Annotated in this window: 23 protein-coding genes and 1 pseudogene; 11 read left to right on the forward strand and 13 right to left on the reverse strand. The window is 74.0% G+C overall.

The genetic code is table 11. The features are described from left to right. Positions 1–5 precede the first annotated feature (5 nt). Positions 6–605, forward strand: a pseudogene (locus tag LPA42_RS28895) (TetR/AcrR family transcriptional regulator); the annotation flags it as partial. A 262-nt stretch (positions 606–867) separates the two neighbouring features. Here LPA42_RS28895 and LPA42_RS28900 read toward each other — a convergent pair. Then, positions 868–2,028 carry an alkane 1-monooxygenase gene (locus LPA42_RS28900; RefSeq protein ID WP_077936851.1) on the reverse strand — a complete coding sequence of 387 codons (1,161 nt, stop codon included), beginning with the start codon at positions 2,026–2,028 and terminating at the stop codon, positions 868–870. Positions 2,029–2,125: 97 nt separating this feature from the next. Beyond that, complete coding sequence (locus LPA42_RS28905; protein WP_144082582.1) at positions 2,126–2,983, reverse strand: hypothetical protein; 858 nt, start codon at positions 2,981–2,983, stop codon at positions 2,126–2,128. Between the two features lie 180 nt (positions 2,984–3,163). Here LPA42_RS28905 and LPA42_RS28910 point away from each other — a divergent pair, with 180 nt between their 5' ends. Next, the gene (locus LPA42_RS28910) at positions 3,164–3,832 is read left to right on the forward strand and encodes a methyltransferase (protein ID WP_043962585.1); all 669 of its coding nucleotides are present in this window, start codon (positions 3,164–3,166) and stop codon (positions 3,830–3,832) included. A gap of 57 nt (positions 3,833–3,889) precedes the next feature. Then, positions 3,890–5,002: a cytochrome P450 gene (locus LPA42_RS28915; protein ID WP_228987001.1), complete on the forward strand. Its 1,113-nt coding sequence runs from the start codon at positions 3,890–3,892 to the stop codon at positions 5,000–5,002. A 90-nt stretch (positions 5,003–5,092) separates the two neighbouring features. On the opposite strand, the gene bioD is transcribed toward LPA42_RS28915, so the two are convergent. After that, positions 5,093–5,797 carry a dethiobiotin synthase gene (gene bioD / locus LPA42_RS28920; RefSeq protein ID WP_043964245.1) on the reverse strand — a complete coding sequence of 235 codons (705 nt, stop codon included), beginning with the start codon at positions 5,795–5,797 and terminating at the stop codon, positions 5,093–5,095. A 61-nt stretch (positions 5,798–5,858) separates the two neighbouring features. Beyond that, on the reverse strand, positions 5,859–6,995 hold the full coding sequence (locus LPA42_RS28925; protein WP_077936876.1) for an 8-amino-7-oxononanoate synthase: 1,137 nt from the start codon (positions 6,993–6,995) through the stop codon (positions 5,859–5,861). Between the two features lie 230 nt (positions 6,996–7,225). Between LPA42_RS28925 and bioB the strand changes: the two genes are divergently transcribed. From bioB to LPA42_RS28945, 4 genes are all read left to right on the forward strand, one after another. Continuing rightward, a complete protein-coding gene (gene bioB, locus LPA42_RS28930) occupies positions 7,226–8,221 on the forward strand; it encodes a biotin synthase BioB (protein WP_043962583.1) in 996 nt (331 codons plus the stop codon). A gap of 14 nt (positions 8,222–8,235) precedes the next feature. Further along, positions 8,236–8,418, forward strand: a complete 183-nt coding sequence (locus LPA42_RS28935; RefSeq protein ID WP_043962582.1) for a hypothetical protein — start codon at positions 8,236–8,238, stop codon at positions 8,416–8,418. Positions 8,419–8,429: 11 nt separating this feature from the next. Further along, the gene (locus LPA42_RS28940) at positions 8,430–8,936 is read left to right on the forward strand and encodes a GNAT family N-acetyltransferase (RefSeq protein WP_077936875.1); all 507 of its coding nucleotides are present in this window, start codon (positions 8,430–8,432) and stop codon (positions 8,934–8,936) included. Between the two features lie 135 nt (positions 8,937–9,071). Beyond that, positions 9,072–10,079: a hypothetical protein gene (locus LPA42_RS28945; protein ID WP_228986999.1), complete on the forward strand. Its 1,008-nt coding sequence runs from the start codon at positions 9,072–9,074 to the stop codon at positions 10,077–10,079. Between the two features lie 25 nt (positions 10,080–10,104). Here the strand turns inward: LPA42_RS28945 and LPA42_RS28950 are convergent, their stop codons facing one another. After that, the gene (locus tag LPA42_RS28950; RefSeq protein WP_077936849.1) at positions 10,105–13,017 is read right to left on the reverse strand and encodes a glycoside hydrolase family 9 protein; all 2,913 of its coding nucleotides are present in this window, start codon (positions 13,015–13,017) and stop codon (positions 10,105–10,107) included. A gap of 428 nt (positions 13,018–13,445) precedes the next feature. On the opposite strand from LPA42_RS28950, the gene LPA42_RS28955 reads away from it, so the two are divergent. Beyond that, the gene (locus LPA42_RS28955) at positions 13,446–14,237 is read left to right on the forward strand and encodes an LPXTG cell wall anchor domain-containing protein (protein ID WP_198956489.1); all 792 of its coding nucleotides are present in this window, start codon (positions 13,446–13,448) and stop codon (positions 14,235–14,237) included. Between the two features lie 168 nt (positions 14,238–14,405). Next, positions 14,406–14,798 (forward strand): VOC family protein, encoded by a 393-nt coding sequence (locus LPA42_RS28960; RefSeq protein ID WP_077936847.1) that lies wholly within the window; start codon positions 14,406–14,408, stop codon positions 14,796–14,798. Between the two features lie 83 nt (positions 14,799–14,881). On the opposite strand, the gene LPA42_RS28965 is transcribed toward LPA42_RS28960, so the two are convergent. Together LPA42_RS28965 and LPA42_RS28970 are read right to left on the reverse strand one after the other, a co-directional pair. After that, positions 14,882–15,967, reverse strand: a complete 1,086-nt coding sequence (locus LPA42_RS28965; protein WP_077936846.1) for a GNAT family N-acetyltransferase — start codon at positions 15,965–15,967, stop codon at positions 14,882–14,884. 261 nt (positions 15,968–16,228) lie between these two features. Beyond that, on the reverse strand, positions 16,229–16,936 hold the full coding sequence (locus LPA42_RS28970; protein ID WP_043962578.1) for an amino acid-binding protein: 708 nt from the start codon (positions 16,934–16,936) through the stop codon (positions 16,229–16,231). Positions 16,937–17,085: 149 nt separating this feature from the next. On the opposite strand from LPA42_RS28970, the gene LPA42_RS28975 reads away from it, so the two are divergent. Next, positions 17,086–18,228 carry a phosphotransferase family protein gene (locus tag LPA42_RS28975; protein ID WP_077936845.1) on the forward strand — a complete coding sequence of 381 codons (1,143 nt, stop codon included), beginning with the start codon at positions 17,086–17,088 and terminating at the stop codon, positions 18,226–18,228. After that, positions 18,228–19,439, forward strand: a complete 1,212-nt coding sequence (locus LPA42_RS28980; protein ID WP_077936844.1) for an acyl-CoA dehydrogenase family protein — start codon at positions 18,228–18,230, stop codon at positions 19,437–19,439. The genes LPA42_RS28975 and LPA42_RS28980 overlap by 1 nt, the downstream gene beginning before the upstream one ends. Positions 19,440–19,472: 33 nt before the next feature. Here the strand turns inward: LPA42_RS28980 and LPA42_RS28985 are convergent, their stop codons facing one another. The 6 genes from LPA42_RS28985 to LPA42_RS29010 all read right to left on the reverse strand — a co-directional run bounded on the left by LPA42_RS28985 (position 19,473) and on the right by LPA42_RS29010 (position 26,259). Next, positions 19,473–20,084, reverse strand: a complete 612-nt coding sequence (locus LPA42_RS28985) for a hypothetical protein (RefSeq protein WP_077936843.1) — start codon at positions 20,082–20,084, stop codon at positions 19,473–19,475. A 176-nt stretch (positions 20,085–20,260) separates the two neighbouring features. Next, positions 20,261–21,307 carry a LacI family DNA-binding transcriptional regulator gene (locus tag LPA42_RS28990; RefSeq protein ID WP_043962575.1) on the reverse strand — a complete coding sequence of 349 codons (1,047 nt, stop codon included), beginning with the start codon at positions 21,305–21,307 and terminating at the stop codon, positions 20,261–20,263. A 90-nt stretch (positions 21,308–21,397) separates the two neighbouring features. Beyond that, the gene (locus LPA42_RS28995) at positions 21,398–22,831 is read right to left on the reverse strand and encodes a GH1 family beta-glucosidase (RefSeq protein WP_077936842.1); all 1,434 of its coding nucleotides are present in this window, start codon (positions 22,829–22,831) and stop codon (positions 21,398–21,400) included. Then, positions 22,828–23,727, reverse strand: coding sequence for a carbohydrate ABC transporter permease (locus tag LPA42_RS29000; RefSeq protein WP_043962572.1), 900 nt, complete (start codon positions 23,725–23,727; stop codon positions 22,828–22,830). The genes LPA42_RS28995 and LPA42_RS29000 overlap by 4 nt, the downstream gene beginning before the upstream one ends. Before the next feature lie 12 nt (positions 23,728–23,739). Beyond that, positions 23,740–24,726 (reverse strand): carbohydrate ABC transporter permease, encoded by a 987-nt coding sequence (locus LPA42_RS29005; RefSeq protein WP_091286190.1) that lies wholly within the window; start codon positions 24,724–24,726, stop codon positions 23,740–23,742. 219 nt (positions 24,727–24,945) lie between these two features. Further along, positions 24,946–26,259 carry an ABC transporter substrate-binding protein gene (locus tag LPA42_RS29010; protein WP_077936841.1) on the reverse strand — a complete coding sequence of 438 codons (1,314 nt, stop codon included), beginning with the start codon at positions 26,257–26,259 and terminating at the stop codon, positions 24,946–24,948. Between the last annotated feature and the right edge of the window lie 677 nt (positions 26,260–26,936).

The raw sequence follows: 26,936 nt of genomic DNA on the forward strand, positions 1-26,936 counted from the left end.
GCGACGTGACGAGACGTGCCGCCGAGATCCGCCTGGATGCCCTCTTGCGCACGGCCTGTGACGTGATCGCGGAACGGGGCTTGGCCAACACCCGCACGGCCGACGTGGCCCAGGCGGCAGGGGTCAGCCAGGCGCTGGTCTTCTACCACTTCGCCACCAAGGAGCGACTCCTCTCCCAGGCCTTCGCCTACGCGGCGGAGCAGGATCTCGCCCGGCTCGACGCCGTGGTCCGGTCCGCCGCCTCGCCCCTGGTCAAGCTCCGGCGGATGCTCAAGCTCTACGCCCCGACCGGCCGACCGACCTCGTGGTCCATGTGGATCGACGGGTGGTCGGAGTCGCTGCGCGTCCCGGAGCTGGAGAAGGTGTCCCGCCGGCTCGACCTGCGCTGGCGGGAGGATCTCGCCGCGGTGATCGCCGACGGGGTGCGCGAGGGCGTGTTCGAGTGCGCCGACCCGGCGGGCGCGGCGTGGCGGATCAACGCCATGATGGACGGGCTCGCCGTGCAGTTCGCCGTGCACGACCGGGTGATCTCGCGCCGCCAGTTCGCCGAGTGGATCCGCCTGGCCGCCGCCCGCGAGCTCGGCCTGGAGCCGGCCCAGCTCGACTGGTCCGCCCCCGCGCAGGACCGCTCCCGCCGGGCCCCGCAGCCCCAACCCCAGCCCGACGCCGTGAGCTGACCGGCCCGACGCCACGAGCCGACCGACCCGCCGACGCCACAACCCGACCGACCCGGCCTCACCCGACGCCGTGAGCTGACCGGCCCGACGCCACGAGCCGACCGACCCGCCGACGCCACAACCCGACCGACCCGGCCTCACCCGACGCCGTGAGCTGACCGGCCCGACGCAGGCCGACACACGACCCGGATCAGCCGGCCAGCCGGCGCAGGCGGGCCCGCGCCGGCGGGTGGACGTTGGCCAGCTCCAGGTCCCCGCCGTAGTGGGCGAGCACCCGGTGGTCCATCACCCGCCGCCACACGGGCGGCACGAGGGCGGCCACGACCATCGTGGCGTACCCGGCGGGCAGTTGTGGCGAGCAGTCGAAGCTGCGCAGCGTCTGGTAGCGGCGCAGCGGGTTGGCGTGGTGGTCGCTGTGCCGCTGGAGCTGGAACAGGAAGACGTTGGTGACGGTCCGGTCGCTGTTCCAGCTGTGCCGCGCGTCCACCTTCTCGTAGCGGCCGGCGGGGTTACGCCGCCGGGCCAGCCCGTAGTGCTCCAGGTAGTTGACCACCTCCAGCAGGGAGAAGCCGAACACGGCCTGGAGCAGCAGGAACGGCAGCACCTGCGGCCCGTACGCGGCGGTCAGGGCGGCGAACAGCACCAGCGTCATGGCCCACGCGGTGAGGATCTCGTTGCGGTACGTCCACGGGCTGCGCCCCCGGACGCGGAACCGGCCCGCCTCCAGCCGCCACGCCGAGCGCAGGCTGCCGGCGACGGTGCGCGGCCAGAAGGCGTAGAAGCTCTCGCCGAGCCGGGAGCTGGCCGGGTCGGCCGGGGTGGCGACCCGGACGTGGTGGCCCCGGTTGTGCTCGACGTGGAAGTGCCCGTAGCCGGTCGGCGCGAGGGCCACCTTCGACAGCCAGCGTTCCAGCTTCTCCCGCTTGTGCCCCAGCTCGTGGGCCGTGTTGATGGCGATGCCGTCGACCACGGCGAGGGTGGCGACCAGCCCGGCCGCGCCGAGCGGGCGCAGCCCACCCGAGGCCCACACGGCGCAGCCGAGCACCAGGCCCGCGTACTGGGCGGGCAGGTAGAGGTAGGTCAGCCAGCGGTAGTAGCCGTCGCGGGCCAGGCGCGGCACCGCCTCCTCCGGCGGGTTGCGCCGGTCGTCGCCGACGAGCAGGTCGACGACCGGGATCACCCCGAAGACCACCACCGGCGCGAGCCACCACGCCCACGAGCCGGCGCCGCCCCGCCAGGCCAGCCACGAGGCGAAGGGCAGCGCCGGCACCAGCAGGGCGAGCGGCCAGAGCGGCCGGCGCGGGTCGCGCCAGGCGGCGGGCGGTGCGGTCGCGGGCGCGCCAGCGGTCATCGCCGGTCTCCGATCTCTCGGGTACGCCCTGACTGTGGCACGCGTCACGCCGTTTTACAAGAGTCGAAGTTTTGTAAAGCGAAGCGGCGAAGCCGCGTCAGCGGCGGAGCAGCCCCCACCCCCGCTGCGGCGGGGCGGCCCGCTCGAAGTCCAGCCCGACGGCCGGCTCGCCGGCCTCGGCCGTCTTCGTCAGCTGCCGCAGGCGCAGCAGCAGCCCCACCCCGAGCGACAGCAGCAGCGCGCCGAGCAGGAACGCCGCCTGCACCACCCCGAAGCCGCCCGACGACGACACGGGACGCCCGCCCGACGCGGCCGGCGGCACCTCGGCCACCACCTCCTCGCTCGGCTCGACCTCGTCGTCCACCCCGGCCGGCTCCAGCGGCTCGTCCGTCGGGTCCGCCGACGACTCGTCCGTCGGGGCCGCCGCGGTCGGGGTCGCCTCGACCTCCGTCCCGATCACCTCCCGGGTCGCCGCCTGCCGCGCCAGCAGCCGCGACTGCGCGTCGTACGCCTCGGCGGCCAGCGTCACCCGTCCCCGGCTGACGTCCTCGGCGAAGGCCACCCGGTAGCGGGCGGTCACCGTACGGCCCGGGCAGAGCGTGCCCGGGTCGAGCTGCCGGTCGGTCAGCCGGGCCGTGCTGCCCTGCGTCCGGATCTCGAGGGGGAACAGCCCGGTCTCCTCGATCCGGTCCATCTTCACCTGGTCCAGCCGCAGCCCCTGCACGGTGAGCACCATCGACCAGCGGACCTTCACGCAGCCGCCGTCGCGGCGCGACACCACCGCCGAGACCGTCTGCACCCCGTCGCCCGCCGTGAACTCCGTCGGCAGGCCGCTCAGCTCGGTGGCGAACCCGGCCGCCGCCGCCCGAGCCGGCGCGGCGACGCCGACCCCCGCTCCGGACAGGCAGGCCAGCACCACCCCGACCCTTAGCGCGTACCGCACCACCGTCACCACCGCCCTCGCCTCCCGTCGGATCCATCCATCCGGCAACGCTATGGGCGAACCGGACAACCGGGTAGACGGGCGTGTTCGCACGTACCGCGAAGCCCGGGGGGTCATCTCACCGACAGTGGTGAACCGGTGACCGTCCACCCGCGACACGCCCGGGATCGCCGGGCAGGGACAATCGGTGGCGTGTCCGATCTCTCCGCGGCCTTCGTGAGGCTGCACGCGCGGCTCGCCCCGGTGGCCTTCGTCCCCGAGGTCCGCCTGCACCAGGCTGACGAGCCGATCGGGTTGTGGGAACTCACCGAGGGCGAGTTCCGCAGCTCGCAGCCGCCGCCGTTCTGGGCGTTCGCCTGGGCCGGCGGGCAGGCGCTCGCCCGGTACGTCACCGACCACCCCGAGGTCGTCGCCGGCCGCCGGGTGCTCGACCTGGCCTCCGGCTCCGGCCTGGTCGCCATCGCCGCCGCCCGCGCGGGCGCGGCGGCCGTGCGCGCCGCCGAGGTCGACGAACGCGCGGTGGCGGCGGTCGCGCTCAACGCCGAGGCCAACGGGGTACGCGTCGACGCCGCGCTCGGCGACGTCCTCGACGGCGACGCCGGCGACGCCGAGGTGGTGCTCGCCGGGGACGTCTTCTACAGCGAGGCGATGGCCCGGCGGATGCTGCGCTTCCTGCTGCGGGCCGCCCGCTCCGGCGCGCGGGTGCTGGTCGGCGACCCGGGCCGGGCGTTCCTGCCCCGCGAGCGGTTCCGCGAGCTGGCCGGCTACGACGTGCCGGTGCCCGAGGCCCTGGAGAGCGTCCGGGTGAAGCACACCACCGTGTGGGAACTGGACCCCGCGCCGCCGGGGGCCGCCCGCTAGGTTGACCCGGTGCTGTTCCGGGGCTGGGGCGACGCCGTCGACGGGCCGTGGCCCGACATCGCGACCGTGACCGACCACGTGGGCGCGGCGCACCTGGTGGTGACCCGGCACGCGCTGGTGCGGCGGGTGCTCGCCGACCCGGTGACCTTCCGGCCCGACAACGCCCTCGACGCGGTCACCCCGATCCCGGTGGCCGCCCTGCGGGTGCTCGCCGGGCACCGGTTCCGGCTGCCGCCGACCCTGGCCAACAACGGCGGGGTCAGCCACCCGCAGATCCGGGGCATCGTCGCCGACGCCTTGCACCCGGCCCGGGTCGCCGCCCAGCGGCCCTGGCTCACCGACCTCGTCCGCGACCGGGTCGCCCGGCTGCGGGCGGAGCTGGACGCGGGCGTACCCGTCGATCTGTATGCCGACCTGGCCGCGGACCTGCCGCTGCTCGTGCTGGCCCGGCTCGTCGAGCTGCCCGACGCGCCGGTCGGCGCGGTGAAGGAGTTCGCCCGCGCGGCCCTGGAGCTGTTCTGGGCCCCGCTCGACGCCGACCGGCAGGCCGCCCTCGCCGCCGAGGTGGGCCGGTTCCACCGGGTGCTGCGGGCGTTCGCCGCCACCGGCGGCGGGCTCGCGGCCCGGCTGCGCGCCGCCGGGCACTCCCCCGACGTGGTCGTCAGCGCGCTGTTCTTCCTGCTCGTCGCCGGCCAGGAGACCACCTCGCAGTTCCTCACCCTGCTGCTGCACCGGCTCACCGCCGAGCCGGCGGTACGCGCCGGGCTGCGCGCCGGCACGATCGACGTCGCCGACGTGGTCGAGGAGGGGCTGCGGCTGGAACCGCCGATCGTCACCTGGCGGCGGGTCGCCGCCGTCGACACCACGCTCGGCGGCACGCCCGTCGCGGCGGGCACCAGCGTCGTGCTGTGGCTGGCCCGCGCCGGCCGCGACCCGCAGGTGGTGGCCGCCCCCGACGAGTTCCGCCCCGGGCAGCCCGGCTCGCGCCGGCACCTCGCGTTCGGGGCGGGCGCGCACCGCTGCGTCGGCGCGCAGCTCGCCCGGCTGGAGGCCGCCGTGGTCGTCGCCGAGGCCGCGCCGCTGCTCGACGGCGTACGCGTGCTCCGTCCGCCGTGGTGCCCGGACAACCTCACCTTCCGGATGCCCGACGCCTTCGTGGTCGCCCGGTAAGGAAGGGCCCCTTGTTAACGCATACGGTATAGAAGGGTCCCCTTCTCTACTCCAGGCGTTAAGAGGGGGCCCTTCCTTGCTCGCGGGCGGTCAGCCGGCGTCCTCGGCCCAGGCCCGCCAGTCGTCGAGCACCCCGTACAGGGCGGGGGTGAGCCAGCCCGACGCGGACCGGCGGAAGACCCCCGGGTCCATCGCCCCGGCGCCCGCCGGCAACGCGCCGATCAGGTGCGGCACCAGCTCGGTCAGGTTGGCCCAGTGCACCAGCTCCGGCTCCGCCGGCCACGCGCCGATCACCACGCCGGCCGGCACCGCGCGCCGGTCGAGGGCCTCCAGGGTCAGCGCGGTGTGGTTGAGGGTGCCGAGGCCGGCACGGGCCACCACCACGGCGGGAGCGCCGAGCGACACCGCCAGGTCGGCCAGCGTCCACGCCTCGCCGGAGGGGCGCAGCCCCATCGGCACGAGCAGCCCGCCGGCCCCCTCGACCAGCACGAGGTCGTGCTTGTCGGCCTCCTCGCGGATCGCATCGACGGCGGCGTACAGCTCCAGCGGCTCCAGCTGGGCCACCCGGGCCGCCGCCAGCGGGGCGAGCGGGTCGGGATAGCTGGCCAGGGTGCGGCCGGTGAGCGGGGCGGCCAGTCGGGTCACCGTGTCGACGTCGCCCGGGTCGCCGGTGGCCGTGCCGGTCTGTCCGGGTTTGACCACGGCGACCCGCAGCCCGGCCGCCTGGGCCGCGGCCGTCACCGCCGCGGTCACCACCGTCTTGCCGACCCCCGTGTCGGTGCCGGTGATCAGCACCGGCCCGGTCCACGCCGCGCTCACGGCGTCACCTCCGCCCGTCCGCCCGCGCCCGCGCCGGTCACGGGGCGCATTCCACGATCACGTCGAGGGCCCGCCCGAAGTCTGCCCGGGCCACCCCGGCGTTGACGGTCAGTCGCAGCCGGGACCGGCTGTCCGGCGTCGACGGCGGGCGGAAGCAGCCCACGGCCACCCCCCGGTCGGCGCAGTCGGCGGCCCAGGTGGTGGCCGCCTCGGGGCCCGGCGCGGTCACCGAGACCACGGCGGCGTCCGGCGCGGAGACCTCCAGCCCGGCGGCGCGCAGCCGGCGTACGGCCAGTCCCGTCCGCTCGGCCAGCTCGGCGCGCAGGTCGTCGCCGGCGCGGGCCAGGTCGAGCGCGGCGCGCACCCCGGCGGCGACGGCGGGCGGCAGGGCGGTGTCGAAGATGAAGGTCCGGCCGGTCTCGACCAGGTGCCGGACGAACTCGGCCGGGCCGGCAACCACGCCCCCCGCGCCGCCGAGCGCCTTGGAGAGGGTGGCGGTGACCAGCACGTCCGGCTCGCCGGCCAGCCCGGCGGCGGCCACCCCGCCCGCCCCGGCGGGGCCCAGCACGCCGAGCGCGTGCGCGTCGTCGACGAGCAGCAGCGCGCCGTGCCGGCGGGCCACGGCGTGCAGCTCGGCCAGCGGCGCGAGGTCGCCGTCGACGGAGAAGACCGACTCGGTGACCACCACCGCGGGCCGGCCCGGCGCGGCGGCCAGCGCGGCGGCGACCGCCGCCGGGTCGGCGTGCGGGGTCACCACGGTCTCCGCGCCGGAGATGCGGCAGCCGTCGATCAGCGAGGCGTGGTTGTGCGCGTCGGAGACGAGCAGGGTACGCGGCTGCGTCAGCGCCCGGATCGCGCCGAGGTTGGCCAGGTAGCCGGAGGAGAAGACGAGGCTGCCGTCGACGCCGAGCCAGTCGGCGAGGGCCGCCTCCAGCCCGTGGTGGGCGTCGGTGGAGCCGCGCACCAGCCGGGAACCGGTCGCGCCCAGCCCGTACGCCGAAAGGGCCCGCCCGGCCGCGGCCGTGACCTCGGGGTGGGCGGCCAGGCCGAGGTAGTCGTTGCCGGCCAGGTCGACCACAGCGTCGCCGGCGGCGCGGGGCCGCAGCCGGCGGGTCAGCCCCGCCTTCGCCCGCAGCTCGGCACGGCGGTGCAGCGCCGCCAGCCAGTCCGCCACCGCCACGCTCCCCTCCCCGCCGTCTCCGCCGGGCGAAGTTACCACCAGTCGGCCGCGCCGCGGCGTGGCGCGGGCCGGCGCGCGGTGCCGCCGCCGGTCGGGTGCGGGGGCCGGGCCACGCTCGGGTGCAGCGCTCGGGGTGCGGGGGCTCGGGCCGCGCTCCGGTGCGGGGGCTCGGGCCGCGCGCTCGGGCGTTTCTTCGCCGCCGGGCGCCTTGTAGGGTACGAGCCATGCCAGAGATCCTCGACCAGGCCCGCAACCAGGTGCTGGAGAACGGCGTCGGCCTCGACCAGGCCGGCGTCCTCGCGGTGCTGAACCTGCCCGACGAGCACCTCCCGGCCGCCCTCCAGCTGGCCCACGAGGTGCGGATGCGCTGGTGCGGGCCGGAGGTCGAGGTCGAGGGCATCGTGTCGCTGAAGACCGGCGGCTGCCCGGAGGACTGCCACTTCTGCTCGCAGTCCGGGCTGTTCGCCTCGCCGGTCCGCTCGGTCTGGCTGGACATCCCCTCCCTGGTGGAGGCGGCGAAGCAGACGGCGGCGACCGGGGCCACCGAGTTCTGCATCGTCGCCGCCGTGCGCGGCCCCGACGCCCGGCTGATGAAGCAGATGCGCGAGGGCGTCGCCGCGATCCGGGCCGAGGTCGACATCCAGGTCGCCGCGTCGCTCGGCATGCTCAGCCAGGAGCAGGTCGACGAGCTGGTCGACATGGGCGTGCACCGCTACAACCACAACCTGGAGACCTGCCGCTCCTACTTCCCCAACGTGGTCACCACGCACTCGTGGGAGGAGCGCTGGGAGACGCTGCGGATGGTTCGCGAGTCCGGCATGGAGGTCTGCTGCGGCGGCATCCTCGGCCTCGGCGAGACCGTGGAGCAGCGGGCCGAGTTCGCGGCGCAGCTGGCCGAGCTGGACCCGCACGAGGTGCCGCTGAACTTCCTCAACCCGCGGCCGGGCACCCCGCTGGGCGACCGCCCGGTGGTCGAGGGCAAGGACGCGCTGCGGGCCATCGCCGCGTTCCGGCTGGCCATGCCGCGCACCATCCTCCGGTACGCCGGCGGCCGGGAGATCACCCTCGGCGACCTGGGCACCCGCGACGGCCTGCTCGGCGGCATCAACGCGGTCATCGTCGGCAACTACCTGACCACGCTGGGCCGGCCGGCGACCGACGACCTGGCGCTGCTGACCGAGTTGAAGATGCCGGTCAAGGCGCTCTCCGCGACGCTGTGACGGGGGCCTCGACGATGGCCGTGTGGTGCGACCGGTGCGGGGAGCCAGCCGACGGTGGTGGCCACGCGGCGTGCCGGGCGGCGCGCGAGCTGGAGCCGCCCCGGTTCTGCGCGCGTTGCCGCCGCCGGATGAAGGTGCAGGTGCTGCCGGTGGGCTGGGCGGCGGTCTGCGTCGAGCACGGCGAGCTGCGGGGTTGACGCCGGTGCGGGTGCTGCGGGGCAGGGCGGTCACGCTGCGACCGGTGACGGCCGACGACGTGCCGGCCCTCGCGGCGATCCGGGCCACCCCGGAGGTGCGCCGCTGGTGGCGCGGCGGCGACAACCTGACCGAGGCTGTCCGCGCCGACCTCGGCGACGACGACCTCACGGTGTACGCCGTCGAGCACGACGGCCGGGTCGTCGGGGCCATCCAGTGGTATGCCGACGACGACCCCGACTACCGGCACGCCAGCCTGGACGTCTTCCTCGACCCCGCGGTACGCGGCGCGGGGCTGGGCGGCGACGCGATCCGCACCCTGGCCCGGCACCTGATCGACGTCCACGGCCACCACCGGCTCACCATCGACCCGGCGGCGGCGAACACCGCCGCGATCCGGGCGTACGCGAAGGTCGGCTTCCGCCCGGTCGGGGTGCTGCGCCGCTACGAGCGCGGCGAGGACGGCCGCTGGCACGACGGCCTGCTGATGGACCTGCTCGCCGAGGACCTGGCGGACTGACCGCACCCCGCACCGGACGAGATCCTGGACCGTTGTCGTTCCGCCCTGACGGCAACTGTCCAAGGTCTGGTCCGAAAGACCGCCGTTTCGCGGTCCGGGGCGGACAGTCGCGCGGCGACGGGCGAGGGTCGGCGGATGGAGTTCTCCGATGACGACGAGATCGAGTGGGTGACGTTCGCGCAGTCCGGCGTCCTGACCACCGCTCAGGCGACCCGGCTGCTCGGTGCCGGGCGGGTCCGGGGGCGGATCCGGTCCGGCCAGTGGCGTTCGATCTGCCAAGGTGTCCTGCTCACCGGCAACGGCCGGCTGACCCGCGATCAGCAGCTGTGGGTGGCGGTCCTCGCCACCGGTCCCGGGGCGGTGCTGGCCGGCGTCACCGCGGCAGCCGAGGCCGGCGTACGGGGGCTGCGGCAGGAGCCGCTGCACGTCCTGGTGCCGGCGACCCGCCGGGCCGGCCGTACGGTGCTGCGGCGGCTGCCCCTCGACATGGCGGCGGTCGTCGTGCACCGCACGTCGGTGCTGCCCGCGGCGCACCTCCAACTCGCCCGCCCGCCCCGGACGACCACGGCCCGTGCCCTGGTCGACGCTGCCGGCTGGGCGCGCACGCCCGACGAGGCCCAGGCGGTGCTGGCCGCCGGCTGCCAGCAGCGGCGGGTACTGCCGGAGGAGGTCGCCGCAGTGGTGGAGGTGCTGCCCCGGGCCCGGCGGCGACACCTCGTCCGGCGCACCGTCGACGACATCGCGGGCGGCGCGCAGGCCCTCTCGGAGATCGACTTCCTGCGGCTGTGCCGGCGGTACGGTCTGCCCCGGCCCGACCTCCAGCACCGGCGCACCGACGCGCGCGGGCGGACCCGGTGGCTGGACGCGTACTGGCGGGAGTGGGGGCTGCACGTGGAGATCGACGGCGCGCACCACATGGACGCCCGCGAGTGGGCGGCCGACCTGCGCCGGCAGAACGACGTGTGGACGTCCGGGCGACCGGATCCTGCGCTTCCCCGCCTGGCTCGTGCGCGCCCGTCCCGACGAGGTCGCGGATTCGGTACGCCGTGCCCTGGCCGCCGCCGGCTGGCGCCCTTCCCCCTGACCCGCCCACGCTCCCCCACGCAGAGATCTTGGACGGTTACCGTCCACAGGAGACGGTAACCGTCCAAGATTCAGCAGGACGGCGTCAGCCCAGCGTGCAGGCGGAGCCGTTCAGGGTGAAGGCGGTGGGCTTCGGGTTGGCGCCGGTGTGGGTGCCGTTGAAGCCCAGCGTCGTCGACGCGCCCGGCGCGAGCGCCGCGTTGTAGGCGGCGTTCGACGCGGTCACGGCGGTGCCGGTCTGGGTGAAGTTGGCCGACCAGCCCTGGGTGACCTTCTGCCCGGCGTTTCCGAACGTGAACGCGAGGCTCCAACCGTTGAGCGCCGTCGCGCCGGTGTTGGTGATGGTGATGTTCGCGCTGAAGCCGGTGCTCCAGTCGCTGGTCGTGTACGCGACCTTGCACGCCCCGGCCGGGGTCGTCGGGGTGGGCGTGGGCGTCGGGTCGGTCCCGGGGAGCGTGCGCACCGAGATGCTGGGCGACACCACCGACGGGTTCCCGGCGGCGTCCACCGCGACGATGTAGAACGGGTACGACGTGTCCGGGGTCAGGCCCGTCACCGTGTGGCTGGTGCCGGTGACCGTGGCCACGACGGAGTGCAGCGGCCAGGTGACCTTCCAGACCTGGTAGCCGACGACGCCGACGTTGTCGGTCGACGGCGACCAGGACAGGGTCACCCCGGTCGAGGTGATGTTGGACGCGGTCGGGGTGCCGGGCGCGCTCGGCCCGGTGGTGTCCGACCCGGTCCCGGCCGGCGTGGCCACCGGCAGCGTCGGCGAGGACAGCGAGTTGTTGCCGGCGCCGTCGCGGGCGCGTACCCAGAACCGGTAGTTGCGGGCGGCCGTGAGGTTGGCCACGGTCACGCTGTTGGTGGTGGTGCGGTGCAGCATGAGCGCGTCGCTGCCGATCGTCTCCTGGGTGACGTCGTAGCCGGCCAGGCCGCTGCCCCCGGTGTCGGTGGACGCGGGCCAGGTCAGCGTGACCGAGGTGGGGCTGATCGCGGAGACCGTCGGGGCGCCGGGAACGGTGGGCGGGGTGGTGTCGGTGGGCGTCGAGGTGGGCTCCGCGCCCCAGACGAGGGTGCTGCCGGCATAGAGCGGCACCTTCTTGTTCGGCCCGGCCGTGGCCTGGTAGGACGGGTCGTTGGTCGGGTCCCAGGTGCCGCCCTCCGGCACGCCGATCTTGAACTGCACCTCCATCCGGTGCTGCGACTGCCCGGCGGGGGCGATGGTGTACCCGGTGCAGTCGACCTCGACGTACCAGATGTCGCCGCTGAGCTGCTTGGCCGCCGACGGCGACGGGCAGCCCTGGGTGTAGCCGGGGGTGACCTGGACGGCGGTGCTGCCCTCGGGGCGGAAGTAGTAGCGGAACTTCCCGTTGGTCAGCGCCCGGGCCGGGAACGCGGACTTGTTGTAGACGATCGCCTTGAGGCCGGTGGCGCGGGGCTCGGCCTGCATCACCGTGGTCTCCACGGTCAGCTCGTCGATGTCCGGCGTCTCGGCGGTGGGGAAGCCGGCGAGCGGGGTGCCGCCGTACTCGGAGGAGAGCCGGGCCAGGGCGGAGGTGAAGCCGGCGTTGTAGTCGGTGGCGACCTCGTTCATCACGTAGTCGGACCGGCTGTCGGTGTAGGCGTCGTTGGCCGACGACGGGCCGCCGACGAGCGCGCCGTAGAGCACGTGCCGGGTCTCGGCGGGCACGGTCTGGCTGTCCCACCAGGAGCCGTGCGCCGTGCGGTGGTGCGGATTCTTCGGCGCGTTGGCCCCGAAGCCGATCTGGTAGCTGGACTTGCGCGGGTTGTCGCCGAGCGCGTAGTTGATCTGCCGGACGGCGAAGTCGTAGTACCGCGTCTTGCGGGTGGCGTCGGTGGTCTTGTCGCTGTAGACCAGCGCGGCGAACGCGGTGTTGGACGCGTAGCGCAGCGCGCCCCACGAGTCGAGCACCGCCATCCCGCCGGGCGAGTAGTTCACCTTCGCGCCGTTGACGCCCACGGTCCAGTAGTCGAGCCACCGGTTGGCGTCGTCGACGTACTTCTGCTTGCCGGTCAGGTTGGCCAGCAGCACGTACGCGCCGAACTGCTTGTTGTCCCAGGCGATCGTCCACTTGTAGGACCGGGTGGTGGACTGCGGCTCGGTGCCGAGCTTGTCGTACTCGCTCTCGGCCTTGGTGAGGTAGGCGGCGTCGCCGGTGGCCCGGTAGAGCCAGATCGCGCCCCAGACCAGCTCGTCCTGCCACCCGCTCCACGACTTGTAGAAGCTCGTCGCGTCGGTGATGCACTCGTGGTAGCTCTTACGCACCGTGTCGGCGAACGTGTAGAGCTGCTTGGCGTGGGTCAGCAGCTTGTCGGCGTAGGCGGCGTCGGTGGGCCGGAAGACCATCGACGACGCGGCCATCGCCGCCGCCGTCTCCCCCGCGAGGTCCGCGCCGCCACAGCTCGCATCGATCTTGTACGCGGGACGCGCCATCGGCATCACCTCGGCCGGGCCCCACCACTTGTGGTCGTCGTCGCCCTTGCCGACCTGTCCGTAGAGGACGTTCGGGGCGGGGTGCGCCTTGACGAAGTAGTCGTTGACGAAGCGCAGGTTGTTGAGCAGGTGGGTGAGCTGCCCGGAGGCGACGTACCCGTCGCGGTACTCGACCGCGCCCCAGGCGAGCATGGTGGCGCTGAACGCCATCGGGAAGCCGAACTTCACGTGGTCGCCGGCGTCGTACCAGCCGCCGGTGAGGTCCACTCCGACGTCGGAGCCGTCGGTGAGCGCCGAGTCGCCGCGCCAGGAGACCCGGTTCCAGGCCGGCTTCTTGCCGGACTGCTGCGCCTCGTAGAAGAACAGCGACTTCTGCAACGCCTCGGCGTAGTTGAAGGCGGGCGCGGCGGCGACGGGCGCGGCCTGCGGCGCGACGACGCCCATGGCGAGGCCGCTGGCCAGGGCGGCGCCGGCGGCGAGCAGGCGGCGCAGCCAGGGTCGGCCGCGCGACGGCCGGGACGGCCGGTTCGGGTGACGCATCTGCGAGCTCCTGACGGATGGCGCCCGACGGCCCCGACCGGACGCGGGACGGCGTCTGAGGGGTCGGGGCCGGCGGAGGCGGGTGGTGGGGGTCTCCGAGGAGGCGCGGGAGCGCTCCCATGGATGCTCGACAATGTATCCAGCGGATTGCACACTTGGGAAGACCTCGCCGCCACGAGCCTGCGCCGCCGCGCCACCCGCCCCCGGCGCCGCTCCACCGAGGAACGGGGCGTCGCGCACCCGGAACGGGGCGTCGCGCCGCCCGAAAGCGTTACGCCGACACGCCGCCCCGCGCGGGTAATCCCCTCCGGGAAGGGGGGATTGGGTCCGCCGTCCGCCCAGCTCAGGCTATTCATCCGATGCCCCGCCGGTACGCGCCGAGGCGATCATGTGGCGTCCCCTCGACTCCCCTTTCGGAGGAATACCTCATGTCACAGCGTCGGCGCGTGGCGCGCGCGGCCTTCTCCGCGACCGCCGCCACGGCCTGCCTCGCCCTCGCCACCCCGGCGTGGGCATCGGCCACCATCGGCCTCAAGTCGGCCCACCAGGGCAAGAAGGCTGGCTACTTCACCCAGCAGTGCGACGACGAGCGCTTCGCGAACCTGCCGGACGACCACGACGGCTGGCACTTCGTCCTGCCCGGCAAGAACAGCGGCAGCTTCGAGAGCCTGACGCTGACCTTCTCCGACGGCACGAACGACGTCACGGTGAACATCCCGGACGGCGCGGACGAGTACCCGGACTTCTTCTACTCCACCGGCGGCAAGGACCCCCGGCAGATCCACGCCTACCTGTTCACCCCGGCCGGGTGGAAGCTGGTCGACGGGTCCGCCACGATCAGCGGGACCGGCGACGACTTCAACGTGAGCCACACCTGCAAGGGCACGGTCCCCAAGCCCACGCCCACGCCCACCCCGACCCCCACGCCGTCGGTCTCGGAGTCGCCGGAGCCGTCGGAGTCCCCGTCGGCGTCGGAGTCCCCCGAGCCGTCGGAGTCGCCGTCGGCGTCGGAGTCCCCGTCGGCCTCCGAGTCGCCCACCCCGTCGGACTCGGCGTCGCCGACGACCTCCCCGTCGGGCGGGACCGGCGGCGGCAGTGACCTGCCGCTGACCGGCGTGGCCGTCACCGGCATGGCGCTCACCGGCGTCGCGCTGGTCGGCGGCGGCGTCGCCCTGATGACGCTGCGCCGGCGCCGGGACCGCATCACCTTCACGGGCTGACCCCGAGCGCGCCCGCCCGCCCCCCTCGGGCAGGCGCCCCGCGACCGGCCGCCGGACCTCCGTCCGGCGGCCGGTCCGCGGCTGCGCGGTAAGGAAGGGCCCCCCGTTAACGCATTCGGTAGAGCAGGGGCCCCTGTTAACACCCCGGCACGGCGGTACGGTCACCGGATGGCAGTGATCACGCAGGTCTCCCTGGGGGTCTCCGACTGCGGACGGGCCGCCCGGTTCTGGGCCGCCGCCCTGGGCTACGTGCGCCGGCCGCCGCGCTATCCGGGCGACGAATGGATCGTGCTCGCACCGCCGCCCGGGGTGCCCGGCACGGCGCTCGCGATGGACCTCAGCGAGAGCCCGGCCGAGGCGTTTCCTCGGGTGCACCTGGACCTGACCGCCGGGGCGCGGGACCTCGACGACGAGGTGGACCGCCTCGTCGGGCTCGGCGCGCGGCGGGTGGACTGGCCGCACTACCCGGCGCAGCTCGAACCGGGCGCCTCCCCGTACGTCGTGCTCGCCGACACCGAGGGCAACCGGTTCTGCGTCGCCGGCCGACCGCCCGCCCGCTGATCAGCCGACCGGCCGGGCCGCGCGTGACCGAGCCCGCGCGGCCGGACCCCGGGCAGCCGAGCCCCGCCCGACCGGGCGCGGGGTCAGCTGCGGTGCACCTGGGCCGGCACCACCGCGGCCGGGGCGGCGGTCACCGGCACGCTGACGGTGACCAGGCAGCCGTCCCGCTCCGTCACCATCGGCCGGGCGAGCCGACGCAGGGTCCGCAGCATCGGCGTGTTCTCCGCCTGGACGTGCAGCACCAGACCCGCGAGGCCGGCCCGCTCGGCGTGCCGGACCAGCCGGCGCAGCAGGGCGGTGCCGACCCCCCGCCGCTGCCAGCCGTCGCGCACCAGCAGCGCCACCTCGGCCTCGTCGCCCTCGACGAGCAGGTTCGCCATCGCGACGACCGGCTCCGCCGCCCCGCCCGCGTCGATCGCCGCCCCGCCGGAGCCGGTGGCCGTCGCGACGAGGGTGAGGCCCTGGGCCGGTTCCAGCAGCCGCCCCAACCGGGCCGGCGCGGGCAGCGCCGCCCCGCCCAGGTAGCGGCGGTGCAGGGTGCCCGCCGAGCAGGCCCCGTGCAGCTCCAGTACGCCGGTCAGGTCGCCGGCCGTCGCCGGGCGGACGACCGCCTCCGCGCCGTCGGGCAGGACGAGGGTCACCTGGTCGGCGTCCCGCCGGCCCACGGCCGCCGCCAGCTCGGCGAGCGCCTGGGCGCGGGCGTACTCGGCCGGGGTGAAGCTCGGCGCGGCCCGGCGCAGCTCGTACGACCCGCCGGTGGGGTCGGGCAGGACCATCGTCGTGCCGGCGATGCCCCCCGCGACGACCGCGGGCCGCCAGGTGACCTCGTCGGCGCCGAGCAGCGTCCGCAGCGCCTCGCCCGCCGCGTCGGGGTCGCGGACCAGCCGGGTGGCCAGGCCGAGCACCCGGGTGGGCTGGTCGGCGAGGCCGCGCGCCTCGCTGCGCGCCACCCAGCAGTCCCGGCCCCGGCCCCGCTCCACGGCGGCGATCAGCTCCGCCTCGTCGAGCGTGTCCGGCGCGTCGACGAGGAAGTCGTCGACCGCGCCGACCTCGGTGGTGTGCACCTGCACGGTGAGGATGTTGACCCCGCGCAACGCGAGGCTCGCCGTGAGGACCGACAGGTAGCCGGGCCGGTCGTCCACGGTGGCTCGGATCCGCCACAGCGCCATGGTTGTCTCCCTTCACCCGCCTACGACGATGCCGGCCGGCTGTTGCGGGCCCGTTGCCCGGTGGTGACGGCGCGGGAACCGCATGCATGACCATCACCACAGGTGGTGACCTCGGCCACGCCGGGCGCAGGAGCAACGCCGGGCGGGAGAACGACAGTGCGGACCCGGCCGCATCGGCCGGGCCCGCACTGGTGCCGCCGGACGGGCCCCGCACCGGGGCCCGGCTCCGGCCGACGGGCCCCGCACCGGGGCCCGACAGTCTCAGCCGCCGGCCACCACCGGGGGTGCGCCCACCAGGTCCAGCCGGTCGCCGAGGATCACCGCGCTCGCCCGGACCAGCTGGGCGAGCCGGTCCACCTCGGTGGAGTGGAACGCGGCGGGGCTCAGCGCCTCGGTGTGGTCGCGGGACACCACCAGGACCAGCCCGGCCCGGCCGAACGGCGCGATCGCGTAGTGGGTGCCGTCGGCCCCGGTCATCGCGCGGGCCCGCAGCGGGGTGATCTCGGGCAGCAGGGGCGGGACCGGCACCCGCCAGCTCGCGTGGGCCACCGTGGCGTCGCCGCCCCCGCCGCCGGTGCGCGAGGCCCAGTCCAGCGGGACCACCGCCGCCACCGACCAGTCCGCGGCGAGCAGCCCCGGCACCGCGTCGACCAGCGTGGCCAGGCCGTCGGCCGGGTTGCCGGCCACCTGGGCCAGCAGCTCGGCGTCCTGCCCCGTGGTGGTCGGCGCGCCGATCGCCCGCCAGACGCCGTCGACCCGCACGCCGGGGATCGCGGCCAGGCCGGCCAGCAGCCGCTCGACCCGGGAGGCGCCCGGCCACACCACGGTGAAGTCGTCGACCGCCCGCCCGCCGAGCCGTTCCAGGACCACGACCTGGACGATGTCGGCACCGGAGACGCCGAGTGTGCGGGCCACCTGGCCGAGGGTGCCGGGGCGGTCCGGCAGGGTCACCCGAACTCTCAGCAACATGATCGTCCCTCCGCTCGGCAGGCCGGCGCAGGGCGGCCGGCAGGCTGGGCACCAGCCTGCCCGTTGACCATTTCGCCCCTGTTGCCGCGCCGTGTCCCCGGGGAAAATCCCACCTTGACAAGGTGCGTGAGCTGCCATCAACTAGTCGGATGACCGATCCGGCCGTCGTCGACCCGCGCACCGGCCCCGGTGCCGGTGCGGACGCGGGCGCCCCGAAGGGTCTCGACCTCGACCGGCTCGCCGCCTACCTGGCCGCGCACCGGCCCGAGCTGGCCGCCCCGCCGCTGCGGGCCCGGCTCATCGCCGGCGGCAAGTCCAACCTGACGTACGCCCTGCGGGTCGGCGAGGGCGCGACCGGGCGGGAGATGGTGCTGCGCCGCCCGCCGCTGGGCCACGTGCTCGCCACCGCGCACGACATGGCCCGGGAGCACCGGATCATCTCGGCGCTCGCCCCGACCGCCGTGCCGGTGCCGGCGGCGCTGCTGCTCTGCCCGGACCCCGCCGTGCTCGGCGCGCCGTTCTACCTGATGGAGAAGGTCGACGGCGAGGTGTTCCGCAGCCGGTCGCAGACCGACGCGCTGACCGCCGGGCAGCGCCGCGACCTCGCCATGGCGATGATGGACGCCCTCGCCGACCTGCACGCGGTCGACCCGGCCGCCGTCGGGCTGGCCGACTTCGGCCGCCCCGAGGGTTTCCTCGGCCGGCAGGTGCGGCGCTGGGCCGCCCAGCTCGACCAGTCCCGCAGCCGCCCGCTGCCCGGCATCGACGAGCTGCGCGCCGCGCTCGCCGGCTCGGTGCCCGAGGGCGCGAACGCCGGGCGGATCGTGCACGGCGACTACCGGCTGGACAACCTGCTCGCCACGGTCGGCGCCGCCCCCTCCGCCGACGGGACCGGCGACACCGCGGGCGCGGTGTCGGTGCGGGCGGTGCTCGACTGGGAGATGGCCACCCTCGGCGACCCGCTGGCCGACCTCGGGCTCCTGTTGACGTACTGGGACGTGCTCGGCGACAGCGACGCCGCCGCCGGCAACCCGGTCGCCGACGGGCTCGGGCCGCGCGCCGGCTTCCCCGCCGGGCGCGAGCTGATCGAGCGGTACGCCGGGCGCGCCGACGTCGACGTCGGGCCGCTGCACTGGCACGTCGCCCTGGGCTGCTTCAAGCTCGCGGTGATCTGCGAGGGGATCCACTACCGGCACACCCTCGGGCAGACGCTCGGCGGGGGCTTCGACCGGATCGGCGACATGGTCGCGCCGCTGGTCGAGCACGGTCTGCGCGCAGTCAGGGAGCAGTGATGGACTTCCAGTTCGACGCCCGCACCGAGAAGCTGCGCGCGCGCCTCGGCACGTTCCTCGAAGAGTGCGTCCACCCGGCGGAGGCGGTGCACGCCGAGCAGGTCGCGGCGGCCGGCGACCCGTGGGCCCGCTCCCCCGTGCTGGAGGAGCTGAAGGCCGAGGCGCGGCGGCGCGGCCTGTGGAACCTCTTCCTTCCCGACCCCCGCTACGGCGCGGGGCTGACCAACCTCCAGTACGCGCCGCTGGCGGAGCTGACCGGCCGCAGCCCGCACCTGGCCCCGGAGGCGGTCAACTGCGCCGCACCGGACACCGGCAACATGGAGTTGCTCGCCGAGTTCGGCTCCGAGGCGCAGCGGGACCGCTGGCTCAAGCCGCTGCTGGAGGGGGAGATCCGCTCGGCGTTCTGCATGACCGAGCCGGAGGTCGCCTCCTCCGACGCCACCAACATCGCCACCCGGATCGTCCGCGACGGCGACTCCTACGTGATCGACGGGCGCAAGTGGTGGTCGTCGGGGGCGATGGACCCGCGCTGCGAGATCTTCATCGTGATGGGCAAGACCGACCCCGGGGCCGACCGGCACCGCCAGCAGAGCATGATCCTGGTCCCCCGGGACACGCCGGGCGTGACCGTGCGGCGCGGGATGACGCTCTTCGGCTACAGCGACGCCCCGCACGGCGGCCACGCGGAGATCGACTTCACGGGCGTCCGGGTGCCGGCGGAGAACCTGGTCGGCGCGGAGGGGGCGGGCTTCGCCATCGCCCAGGCCCGCCTCGGCCCGGGGCGCATCCACCACTGCATGCGGCTGGTGGGCATGGCCGAGCGGGCCCTGGAGCTGCTCTGCCGCCGGGCCAACCAGCGGATCGCGTTCGGCCGCCCCCTGGCCGAGCAGGGTGTGGTGCGGGAGTGGATCGCCGAGTCCCGGGTCCGCATCGAGCAGGCCCGGCTGCTGGTGCTCAAGACCGCCTGGCTGATGGACACCGTCGGCAACAAGGGCGCGCACACCGAGATCCAGGCCATCAAGATCGCCACCCCGGCGATGGCGGAGTGGGTGATCGACAAGGCGATCCAGGGGTACGGCGGCGCGGGCGTCAGCCAGGACACCCCGCTCGCCGGGCTCTGGGCCCAGGCCCGCACCCTGCGCCTCGCCGACGGCCCGGACGAGGTCCACCGGTCGTCGCTGGCCAAGCGGGAGCTGCGCCGCTGGGCCTGACCGGGCCGCCGGTGGGATCTTCGCCGCGCGGCGTCAGACCGACACCAGGTCGAGCCAGGCGATGTTGTTGTTGTTCCGGACGTTGGTCAGGACGTCGGTGGTCATGAACGGCAGCGGGTCGTTCGCCGACTCCCAGACGGCCAGCAGGGAGAAGTGACCGGGGCCGGGCACGCCGGTCCAGGTGACCCGCAGCGTCGCCACACCGGGGAAGACGGTGACGGCCCGCGAGGTGACCGGCACCCAGCCCGCCGGCCAGGACAGGTCGCCGCCCGGGTTCGTCCGGAAGAACCGCACCGTGCCGCTGTCGGTGCCCGACCCGTACGGCCCGGGGTTGCGCAGCTTGACGAAGATGTAGCTGGTCGAGCCGGCCACCGGAAACGTGCTGGTCGCGCACTCCACCGACGTCGGGCAGACCTTGATGTCCGGGCTGGCCCAGACCCTGGTGCCCGGGTACGGCTGGAGGCCGGCGTCGTCGATGGCGTCCCGCATCCAGACGTCCGTGACCGTGGTGCTCCGGGCGGGCTTGCCGGCCGGGCCGGCGGCGGCCGGAGCCGTGGCGGTGGCGGTGGCCAGCAGGCCGGCGAGGACCGGGCCGGCGCACAGGGCCAGGGCCAGGCGGCGGGGGCGGCTTGCGAGGATTGTCATGACAGCGGTCTCCCATCGACGTGACGCCGACGCGGCGACTCCCCGCACCGGCGTGGTCCTGCTGACAGGAGCCGGCGCGCGGCGCGGTGATACCGGCCGGCGGCCCGGGGACTTCCCAGATGACGCCAGGCCGGATCAATCAGACAGCGCGCCCTTCCGTCCGCCCGCGGGACCGCTCAGGCGGAGGCGCGGCGGACCATGTGGGTGTCGAGGAGGATGTGGTTGGTCGGGATGTCCTCGCCGCGGATGCGCGACACCAGCAGGTGGGCCATCTGCCGGCCCATCTCCTCGACCGGCTGGAAGACCGTGGTCAGCGGCGGCTCGGCCTGCCGGGCCACCGGCGCGTCGTCGAAGCCGATCACCGCCACGTCGTCCGGCACCCGCCGGCCGGCCTCGCGCAGCGTCCGCAGCGCGCCGAAGGCCATCAGGTCGGAGGCGACGAAGACCGCGTCGAGATCCGGGCAGACCTCCAGCAGCCGGCGCATGCAGGCCGCCCCGCTGCCCTCGCTGAAGTCGCCGTACGCGATGAGGTCGGGGTTGAGGCCGGCCCCGGTGGCATGGACGGCCTCCCGGTAGCCGGTCAACCGGGCCAGGCCGGCGCCCATGTCCTGGGTGCCGGCGATGGTGGCGATGCGCCGCCGCCCCCGGGCGAACAGGTATTCCACCGCGTGCCGGGCGCCACCGACGTTGTCGACGTCGACGTAGTAGGCGGGCTGCGCGCCCGGCTGGAGCATCCGGGCCGGCCGGCCGCCCAGCACCGTCGGCAGGCCCCGCTCCTCCAGCAGGGTGGGCAGCGGGTCGGAGTCGTGCAGCGACAGCAGCAGGACGCCGTCGACGTGCTGGTTGGTGAGGTGGTGCTCGACGCGTTCCCGCTCCACCGGCGACTGGGCCATGGCCAGCCAGAGCTGCATCGGGGTCTCCAGCAGGCCCGAGCTGATCCCCCGGACGATGCCGGCGAAGAACGGCTCGGTGAAGACCCGGTCCCCGGACTCGGAGACGACCAGCGCCACCGAGTCGGTCCGCTGGGTCACCAGGGCCCGGGCGGCGCGGTTCGGCACGTACCCCAGCTCGGCGATGGCCTGTTGCACGGCGGCCCGGGCCTCCGGGCTCACCTGGGGTGAGCCGTTGACCACCCGGGAGACCGTGCCGCGCCCGACGCCGGCGCGCGCGGCGACCGCGTCAAGGGTCGGGCGCCCGAGCGACCGGGTGCGCTGCGTTGTCATCGTCTGCTCCTCCGACATGGGCGGCCCGGTACGCCCCCCGGGTTGGGGGGACGGGCACCGGGACCGCCCGTCACTCGCTGGCCGTGTGCCCTATTGTGCGGCCAGACCGTTGCGTCGGATCACCTCGGCGTACCACCTGGCGCTGGACTTGGGGATGCGGACCTGGCTGTCGTAGTCGACGTACACCATGCCGAAACGCTTGGTGTAACCCCAGGCCCACTCGAAATTATCCATCAGCGACCACGCGAAGTAGCCCCGTAGGGGCACCCCTGCACCGATCGCCGCGTGTGCCGCCCGCAGGTGCGAGTCGAAGTAGGCCAACCGGTCGGTGTCGTCGACCTGACCGTCGACCACGGTATCAACAAAAGCCGAACCGTTTTCGGTCACGTAGAGCGGAAGGTCGGTGTAGTCGCGGTGGACCCGTTCCAGGGTCTCGACCAGCCCGGGGGCGTCGATCTCCCAGTCCATGTCGGTCACCGGGACACCCCGGGTGACGAACCGGACGTCCTCGCTGCCCGGCCAGCACGTGGGCGCCCGCCAGTATGCCTCCGGCTGCTCCCCCTCGACGGGGGCGGCGACCACATGCCGGCTGTAGTAGTTGATCCCGACCAGGTCCAGCGGCGTCGAGATGATCTCCAGGTCGCCGTCGCGCACGTGCCCGAAGTCCGTCACCGGCGCCAGGTCCGCCTGGAGGTCCGCCGGGTACGACCCGCGCAGTACCGGGTCGAGGAAGAACCGGTTGGCCAGCGCGTCGATCCGCCGGGCGGCGTCCGCGTCGGCCGGCGAGTCGGTGGCCGGGGTCACCGGGTACAGGTTGACGGTGATGCCGAGCTGGGCGTCCGGCCGGGACGCCCGCAGCGCCTGGACCGCCAGGCCGTGCCCGAGCATCAGGTGGTGCCCGGCCCGGACCGCGTCCGCCCCGTCGGTACGCCCCGGCGCGTGCGCGCCCGAGCCGTACCCGAGGAACGCCGAGCACCACGGCTCGTTGAGCGTGGTCCAGTAGCGCACCCGGTCGCCGAGCGCGTCCGCGACGAGCTGGGCGTAGTCGGCGAACCGGGCGGCGGTGTCCCGGGCCGGCCAGCCACCCGCGTCCTCGAGCGGCTGCGGCAGGTCCCAGTGGTAGAGGGTCAGCCACGGCTCGATGCCGTGGCCCAGCAGCTCGTCGACCAGCCGCTGGTAGAAGTCCAGGCCCTCGGCGTTGGCCGCGCCCGAGCCGCCCGGCTGCACGCGCGGCCAGGACACCGAGAACCGGTAGGACTTCAGGCCCAGCTCCGCCATGAGCCGCACGTCGTCGGGCATCCGGTGGAAGTGGTCGCAGGCCACGTCGCCGGTGTGCCCGCCGACTGTCCGCCCCTCGGTGTGGCTGAAGGTGTCCCAGATCGAGGGGGTACGGCCGCCCGCCGTGGCCGCGCCCTCGATCTGGTACGCCGCGGTCGCGGCACCCCACAGGAAGCCGGGCGGGAAGGTGATGGCCGGGCCCTGGTCGAGGACGCCGACGGCGGGCGGACGGGTCGGATCGCTCACGACTTGACGGCACCTTCCATGATCCCGCCGATGATCTGGCGGCCGAACAGGACGAACACGACGAACAGCGGCAGCGTGGCGACCAGGGTGCCCGCGAAGATCTGCGAGTTGTCGGCGAAGTAGGCCGTGTTGAGGCTGCGCAGCGAGATCTGCACGGTCGGGTTGGCCGGGTCGGCGAGCACCACGAAGGGCCAGAAGAACTGGTTCCACTGCTCCATGAAGGTGAGCAGGCCCAGCACCGCCGCCGCCGGCCGCAGCGCGGGGACGACGACGTGCCAGTAGACGCGCCAGGTGGAGCAGCCGTCCACCCGGGCGGCCTCGATCAGCTCGTTGGGCACGGCCTGCTCGGCGTACTGGCGCATCATGAAGATGCCGAAGCCACCGATGAGGAACGGCACGGTGACCGACGGCATGGTGTTCAGCCACTCGAGCTTGGCCATCAGGATGTAGAGCGGCAGCACGCCGAGCTGGATCGGGACCATCATCGAGGCGAGGATGATCAGCAGCATCGCGTTCTTGCCGCGGAAGCGCAGCTTGGCGAACGCAAAACCGGCCAGCGAGCCGAAGAAGACGGTGGCGACGGTGATCGTCCCGGAGACCAGGAACGAGTTCATCAGCCCCTTGACGATGTTGGCGTCGCCGTTCTCCAGCACCCGCTGGATGTTCTCGCCGAGCTTGCCGCCGGGCAGGAACGGCGGCGGCCAGGAGTTGGCCGCGTCGTTCGTCCGGGACGCAATGACGATCATCCAGTAGAACGGGAACAGCGAGAGGATCACGCCGAAGACCAGGCCGACCCAGGTCAGCGGGGTCGCCTTCCAGATCCGGTCGGCCTTGTGCGCGTCGCGCGGCGGCCTACCGGCCGGGCGCGCGGGTGGGCGGAGCGTCGTGGTCGTCATCTGGCGCAACCCTCACTTGTCGGAACTGATGCGGCGGGCGAGCAGGTAGTTCACCAACGACACCAGCGCGATGAGCAGGAACAGCACGAGGGCGACCGCGCCGGCGTACCCCCAGCGGAACCGCGTGTTCATCACGTCGAGCAGGTACATGGTGATGGTCTGGAACTGCCCCTCCGAGCCGCCGGAGAGCGCCCCCGCGCCGCTGGTGAACATCAGCGGCTCGGTGAAGAGCTGGAGCCCACCGATGGTCGAGACGATCAGCGTGAAGATGATCGTCGGGCGGAGCTGCGGGATGGTGATCGACCAGAACTGCCGGCGTCGCGACGCGCCGTCCAGCGCCGCCGCCTCGTACATGTCTTTGCTGATCGACTGCATGGCGGCCAGGTAGATGAGGGCGTTGTAGCCCACCCAGCGCCAGTCGACCATGGTGGAGATGGCGAACCAGGAGGCGAAGCGGTTCGCCCGCCAGTCGATCGGGTCCATGCCGACCAGGTCGAGCAGCCAGTTGGCGAGGCCGAACTCCTTGGCGTAGATCATCGAGAAGATCAGCGCCACCACGGCGGTGGAGGTGATGATCGGCATCGCGATGGCCATCCGGAAGAAGGTCTGCGCCCGCAGCTTCCGGTTCAGCGCGTTGGCCAGCACCAGCGCCAGCATCAGCTGCGGCACGGTGGAGAGCAGGAAGATGCCGAACGTGTTGACGACCGCGTTCCAGAACTGCGGGTCGTCGGTCAGCAGCTCGACGAAGTTGTCCAGGCCGACGAAGCTGATCGTGGCGTTCAGCGGCGACCGGTCGGTGAGCGCGATCCAGACCGTGTAGACGATCGGGTACGCGCTGAAGACCGCGAAGATCACGAAGAACGGCAGCACGTACAGGTACGGGGAGAACTTCAGGTCCAGCTTGGTGAAAGAGGCCGGGCGGCGGTGCGTGGCACGGGCGGGGCGGGCGGGGTCCCCGCCCCCGCCGGGGGGCGCTGTGGTGTGGAGGTCCAGGCTCATCGACGGTCCTTCTCGTCGGTCGGCGCGACCCGTCCGCGCGGGGCGGCGCCGGGGGATTACCGGCCTTCCGCGCGGGCGGCGCCGGGGGGTTACCGGCCCGGCCGCGCGGGCGGCGCCGGGGGATTGCCGGCCCGGCCAACCGGGCGCACCGGGCTTACCGGGCACCGCGGGTGGCGCCGACAGTCGCCTGTCGACGCCACCCGTGGTCGGTTCGGCCGGTCACTTACCGGCGGCCTCGCCGTTCTTCAGCGCTGCTTCCCACTGCTCGGCGGCGGGCTTGCCCTGCTCGACGGCGCGCAGGGTGTTCTCCACGGCGGTACGGACAGCCTGGTTCTTCGGGCCGAGGTAGACCGGCTTCAGGTCGCTCGCACCGGCGGCGAAGATCTTGCCGACCGGGGCGTTGGTGAAGTACTCGTTGGTCGAGTCGGCGACGGCCGGGTCGGTCAGGGCCTGCGGCGACGACGGCAGGTTGCCGACCTTCTTGAACGCCTCGATCTGACCCTTGGCGCTGGTCAGGAACTTCACCAGCTCGGCGGCCTCCTTGGGGTGCTTGCTGGACTTCGGCACGGCCAGGAAGGAACCGCCCCAGTTGCCGCCGTTGCCGGGGGCCTTCGCGACGTCCCACTTGCCGGCGGCGGAGTCACCGGCCTGGCCCTTGATGACACCGGTCATCCAGGCGGGGCAGGCGATGGTGGCGAACGTGCCGTTCTTGAAGCCGGCGTTCCACTCGTTCGAGAACGACTGGAGGTTGTTCGACAGGCCGGCGGCGATCATCTTGGTGGAGAGGTCGTACGCGGTCCGCACGTCCGGGTTCTCGCCGATGACCAGCTTGTTGCTCTTGTCGTAGTAGGTGTAGCCGGTGCCGTTGCCCGCGGTCTGCATCAGCACGACGTTGTAGAAGTTGGTCGCCGAGTCGACGAACTTGTGCTTCTTGTCGGCGGCGACGAACTTCTGGCCGGCGGCGATGAACTGGTCCCAGGTCGGCCAGAGGGCGCCAACCTCTTCGCGGTCCGTCGGCAGGCCGGCGGCCTTGAACAGGTCGCTGCGGTAGCACAGCGCCATCGAGCCGACGTCGGTGCCGAGGCCGAGGACGGTGCCGTCCGGGGTGGTGCCCTGCTCCCACTTCCACGGCAGGAAGTTGCTCTTGAGGTCGTTCGCGCCGTGGTCGGCCAGGTTCACGAACTTGCCGGCCTGGGCGTAGAACTGGACGATCGTGCCCTCTTCGAGGGCCACCACGTCGCCGGCGCCGGCGCCGGCGGTGATCTGCTGGGTGAGGCGGGTGTTGTAGTCACCGAGGCCGAGGCCCTTGCCCCGCTGCTCGATCTTGATGTTCGGGTGCTCCGACTCGAACTGCTTGTAGAGCTCGTCGTAGCCGAAGCCCTGGTCGCCGAAGACGTCGACGACGAGCTTGATCGGGTCGTCGCTGCTGCCCGAGCCCTCGTCGTCGCTGCCGCAGGCGGAAGTGGTGGCGATCATCGCGACGGACGCGAGCGCGATGGCCGCGAGCCGCCGGCGACGGATTGGGACGCTCATCCGAGACCCCTCTTTCGGTGGTGAGGCTGTGTCATGTGGTGGGGGGTGCTGTGCAGGCGCTCGCGGCCGGCGGCCGGAGCCCACGGTCGACGGCCGGCGCCGTAGCGGAGAGATCCGCAACACAGCCCCGGGAGCGCTCCCATGAGACTGGAGGAGAGTCCCCGAGGTGTCAATAAGCCGTTGGGAGCGTTCCCAGATCGTTACCGCCGTGTGTCGGAACTATCGCTGCGGCGCGCCTGAGGCGACGCGACCCGCCGGGCGTCGGCAGCCGCCCCGGAGCGTGATGTCGGGCAGATGGCGGCATCACCGCGCCGGGATACCACCACCTGCCCGGCATCACGCACGCGACCAGCGGGTTGGGCGGTTTGTCCGACCCGGCGCGGTGGCGTGGGGCGGGTTCGGCGTGGGGCGACGTGGGGCGGGACGGGGTGACCGGCGGACCCCGGGGCGAGCCGAGCCGGGGCGGCGCGGGGCGGGGCGAGCCGAGCCGGAGCGGCGCAGGGCGGGCCGGCGCGGGGCGGGCCGGGCCGGGGCGGCGCGGGCCGGGGCTGGGCGCCACTGGGTTGATCGACTTCATGTCAGGCAGGTGGGGGTATCCCGCGTCGTTGATACCCCCATCTGCCCGACATCCTGTCACCCCTCCGCCGGAATAGGCGGATTGTCCGACCCGACGGGGT

Origin of the sequence: Micromonospora sp. DH13, from assembly GCF_020873825.1 — a bacterium.
Taxonomy (GTDB): Bacteria; Actinomycetota; Actinomycetes; order Mycobacteriales; family Micromonosporaceae; genus Micromonospora; species Micromonospora haikouensis.

What these genes read in the sequence shown, in the direction of transcription:
- LPA42_RS28900 (WP_077936851.1), bottom strand. Translation starts at nt 2,028, where the DNA reads ATGACCGCTGGCGCGCCCGCGACCGCACCGCCCGCCGCCTGGCGCGAC.
- bioB (WP_043962583.1), top strand. Translation starts at nt 7,226, where the DNA reads ATGCCAGAGATCCTCGACCAGGCCCGCAACCAGGTGCTGGAGAACGGC.
- LPA42_RS28935 (WP_043962582.1), top strand. Translation starts at nt 8,236, where the DNA reads ATGGCCGTGTGGTGCGACCGGTGCGGGGAGCCAGCCGACGGTGGTGGC.
- LPA42_RS28945 (WP_228986999.1), top strand. Translation starts at nt 9,072, where the DNA reads ATGGAGTTCTCCGATGACGACGAGATCGAGTGGGTGACGTTCGCGCAG.
- LPA42_RS28950 (WP_077936849.1), bottom strand. Translation starts at nt 13,017, where the DNA reads ATGCGTCACCCGAACCGGCCGTCCCGGCCGTCGCGCGGCCGACCCTGG.
- LPA42_RS28955 (WP_198956489.1), top strand. Translation starts at nt 13,446, where the DNA reads ATGTCACAGCGTCGGCGCGTGGCGCGCGCGGCCTTCTCCGCGACCGCC.
- LPA42_RS28960 (WP_077936847.1), top strand. Translation starts at nt 14,406, where the DNA reads ATGGCAGTGATCACGCAGGTCTCCCTGGGGGTCTCCGACTGCGGACGG.
- LPA42_RS28965 (WP_077936846.1), bottom strand. Translation starts at nt 15,967, where the DNA reads ATGGCGCTGTGGCGGATCCGAGCCACCGTGGACGACCGGCCCGGCTAC.
- LPA42_RS28970 (WP_043962578.1), bottom strand. Translation starts at nt 16,936, where the DNA reads ATGTTGCTGAGAGTTCGGGTGACCCTGCCGGACCGCCCCGGCACCCTC.
- LPA42_RS28975 (WP_077936845.1), top strand. Translation starts at nt 17,086, where the DNA reads ATGACCGATCCGGCCGTCGTCGACCCGCGCACCGGCCCCGGTGCCGGT.
- LPA42_RS28980 (WP_077936844.1), top strand. Translation starts at nt 18,228, where the DNA reads ATGGACTTCCAGTTCGACGCCCGCACCGAGAAGCTGCGCGCGCGCCTC.
- LPA42_RS28985 (WP_077936843.1), bottom strand. Translation starts at nt 20,084, where the DNA reads ATGACAATCCTCGCAAGCCGCCCCCGCCGCCTGGCCCTGGCCCTGTGC.
- LPA42_RS28990 (WP_043962575.1), bottom strand. Translation starts at nt 21,307, where the DNA reads ATGACAACGCAGCGCACCCGGTCGCTCGGGCGCCCGACCCTTGACGCG.
- LPA42_RS29000 (WP_043962572.1), bottom strand. Translation starts at nt 23,727, where the DNA reads ATGACGACCACGACGCTCCGCCCACCCGCGCGCCCGGCCGGTAGGCCG.
- LPA42_RS29005 (WP_091286190.1), bottom strand. Translation starts at nt 24,726, where the DNA reads ATGAGCCTGGACCTCCACACCACAGCGCCCCCCGGCGGGGGCGGGGAC.
- LPA42_RS29010 (WP_077936841.1), bottom strand. Translation starts at nt 26,259, where the DNA reads ATGAGCGTCCCAATCCGTCGCCGGCGGCTCGCGGCCATCGCGCTCGCG.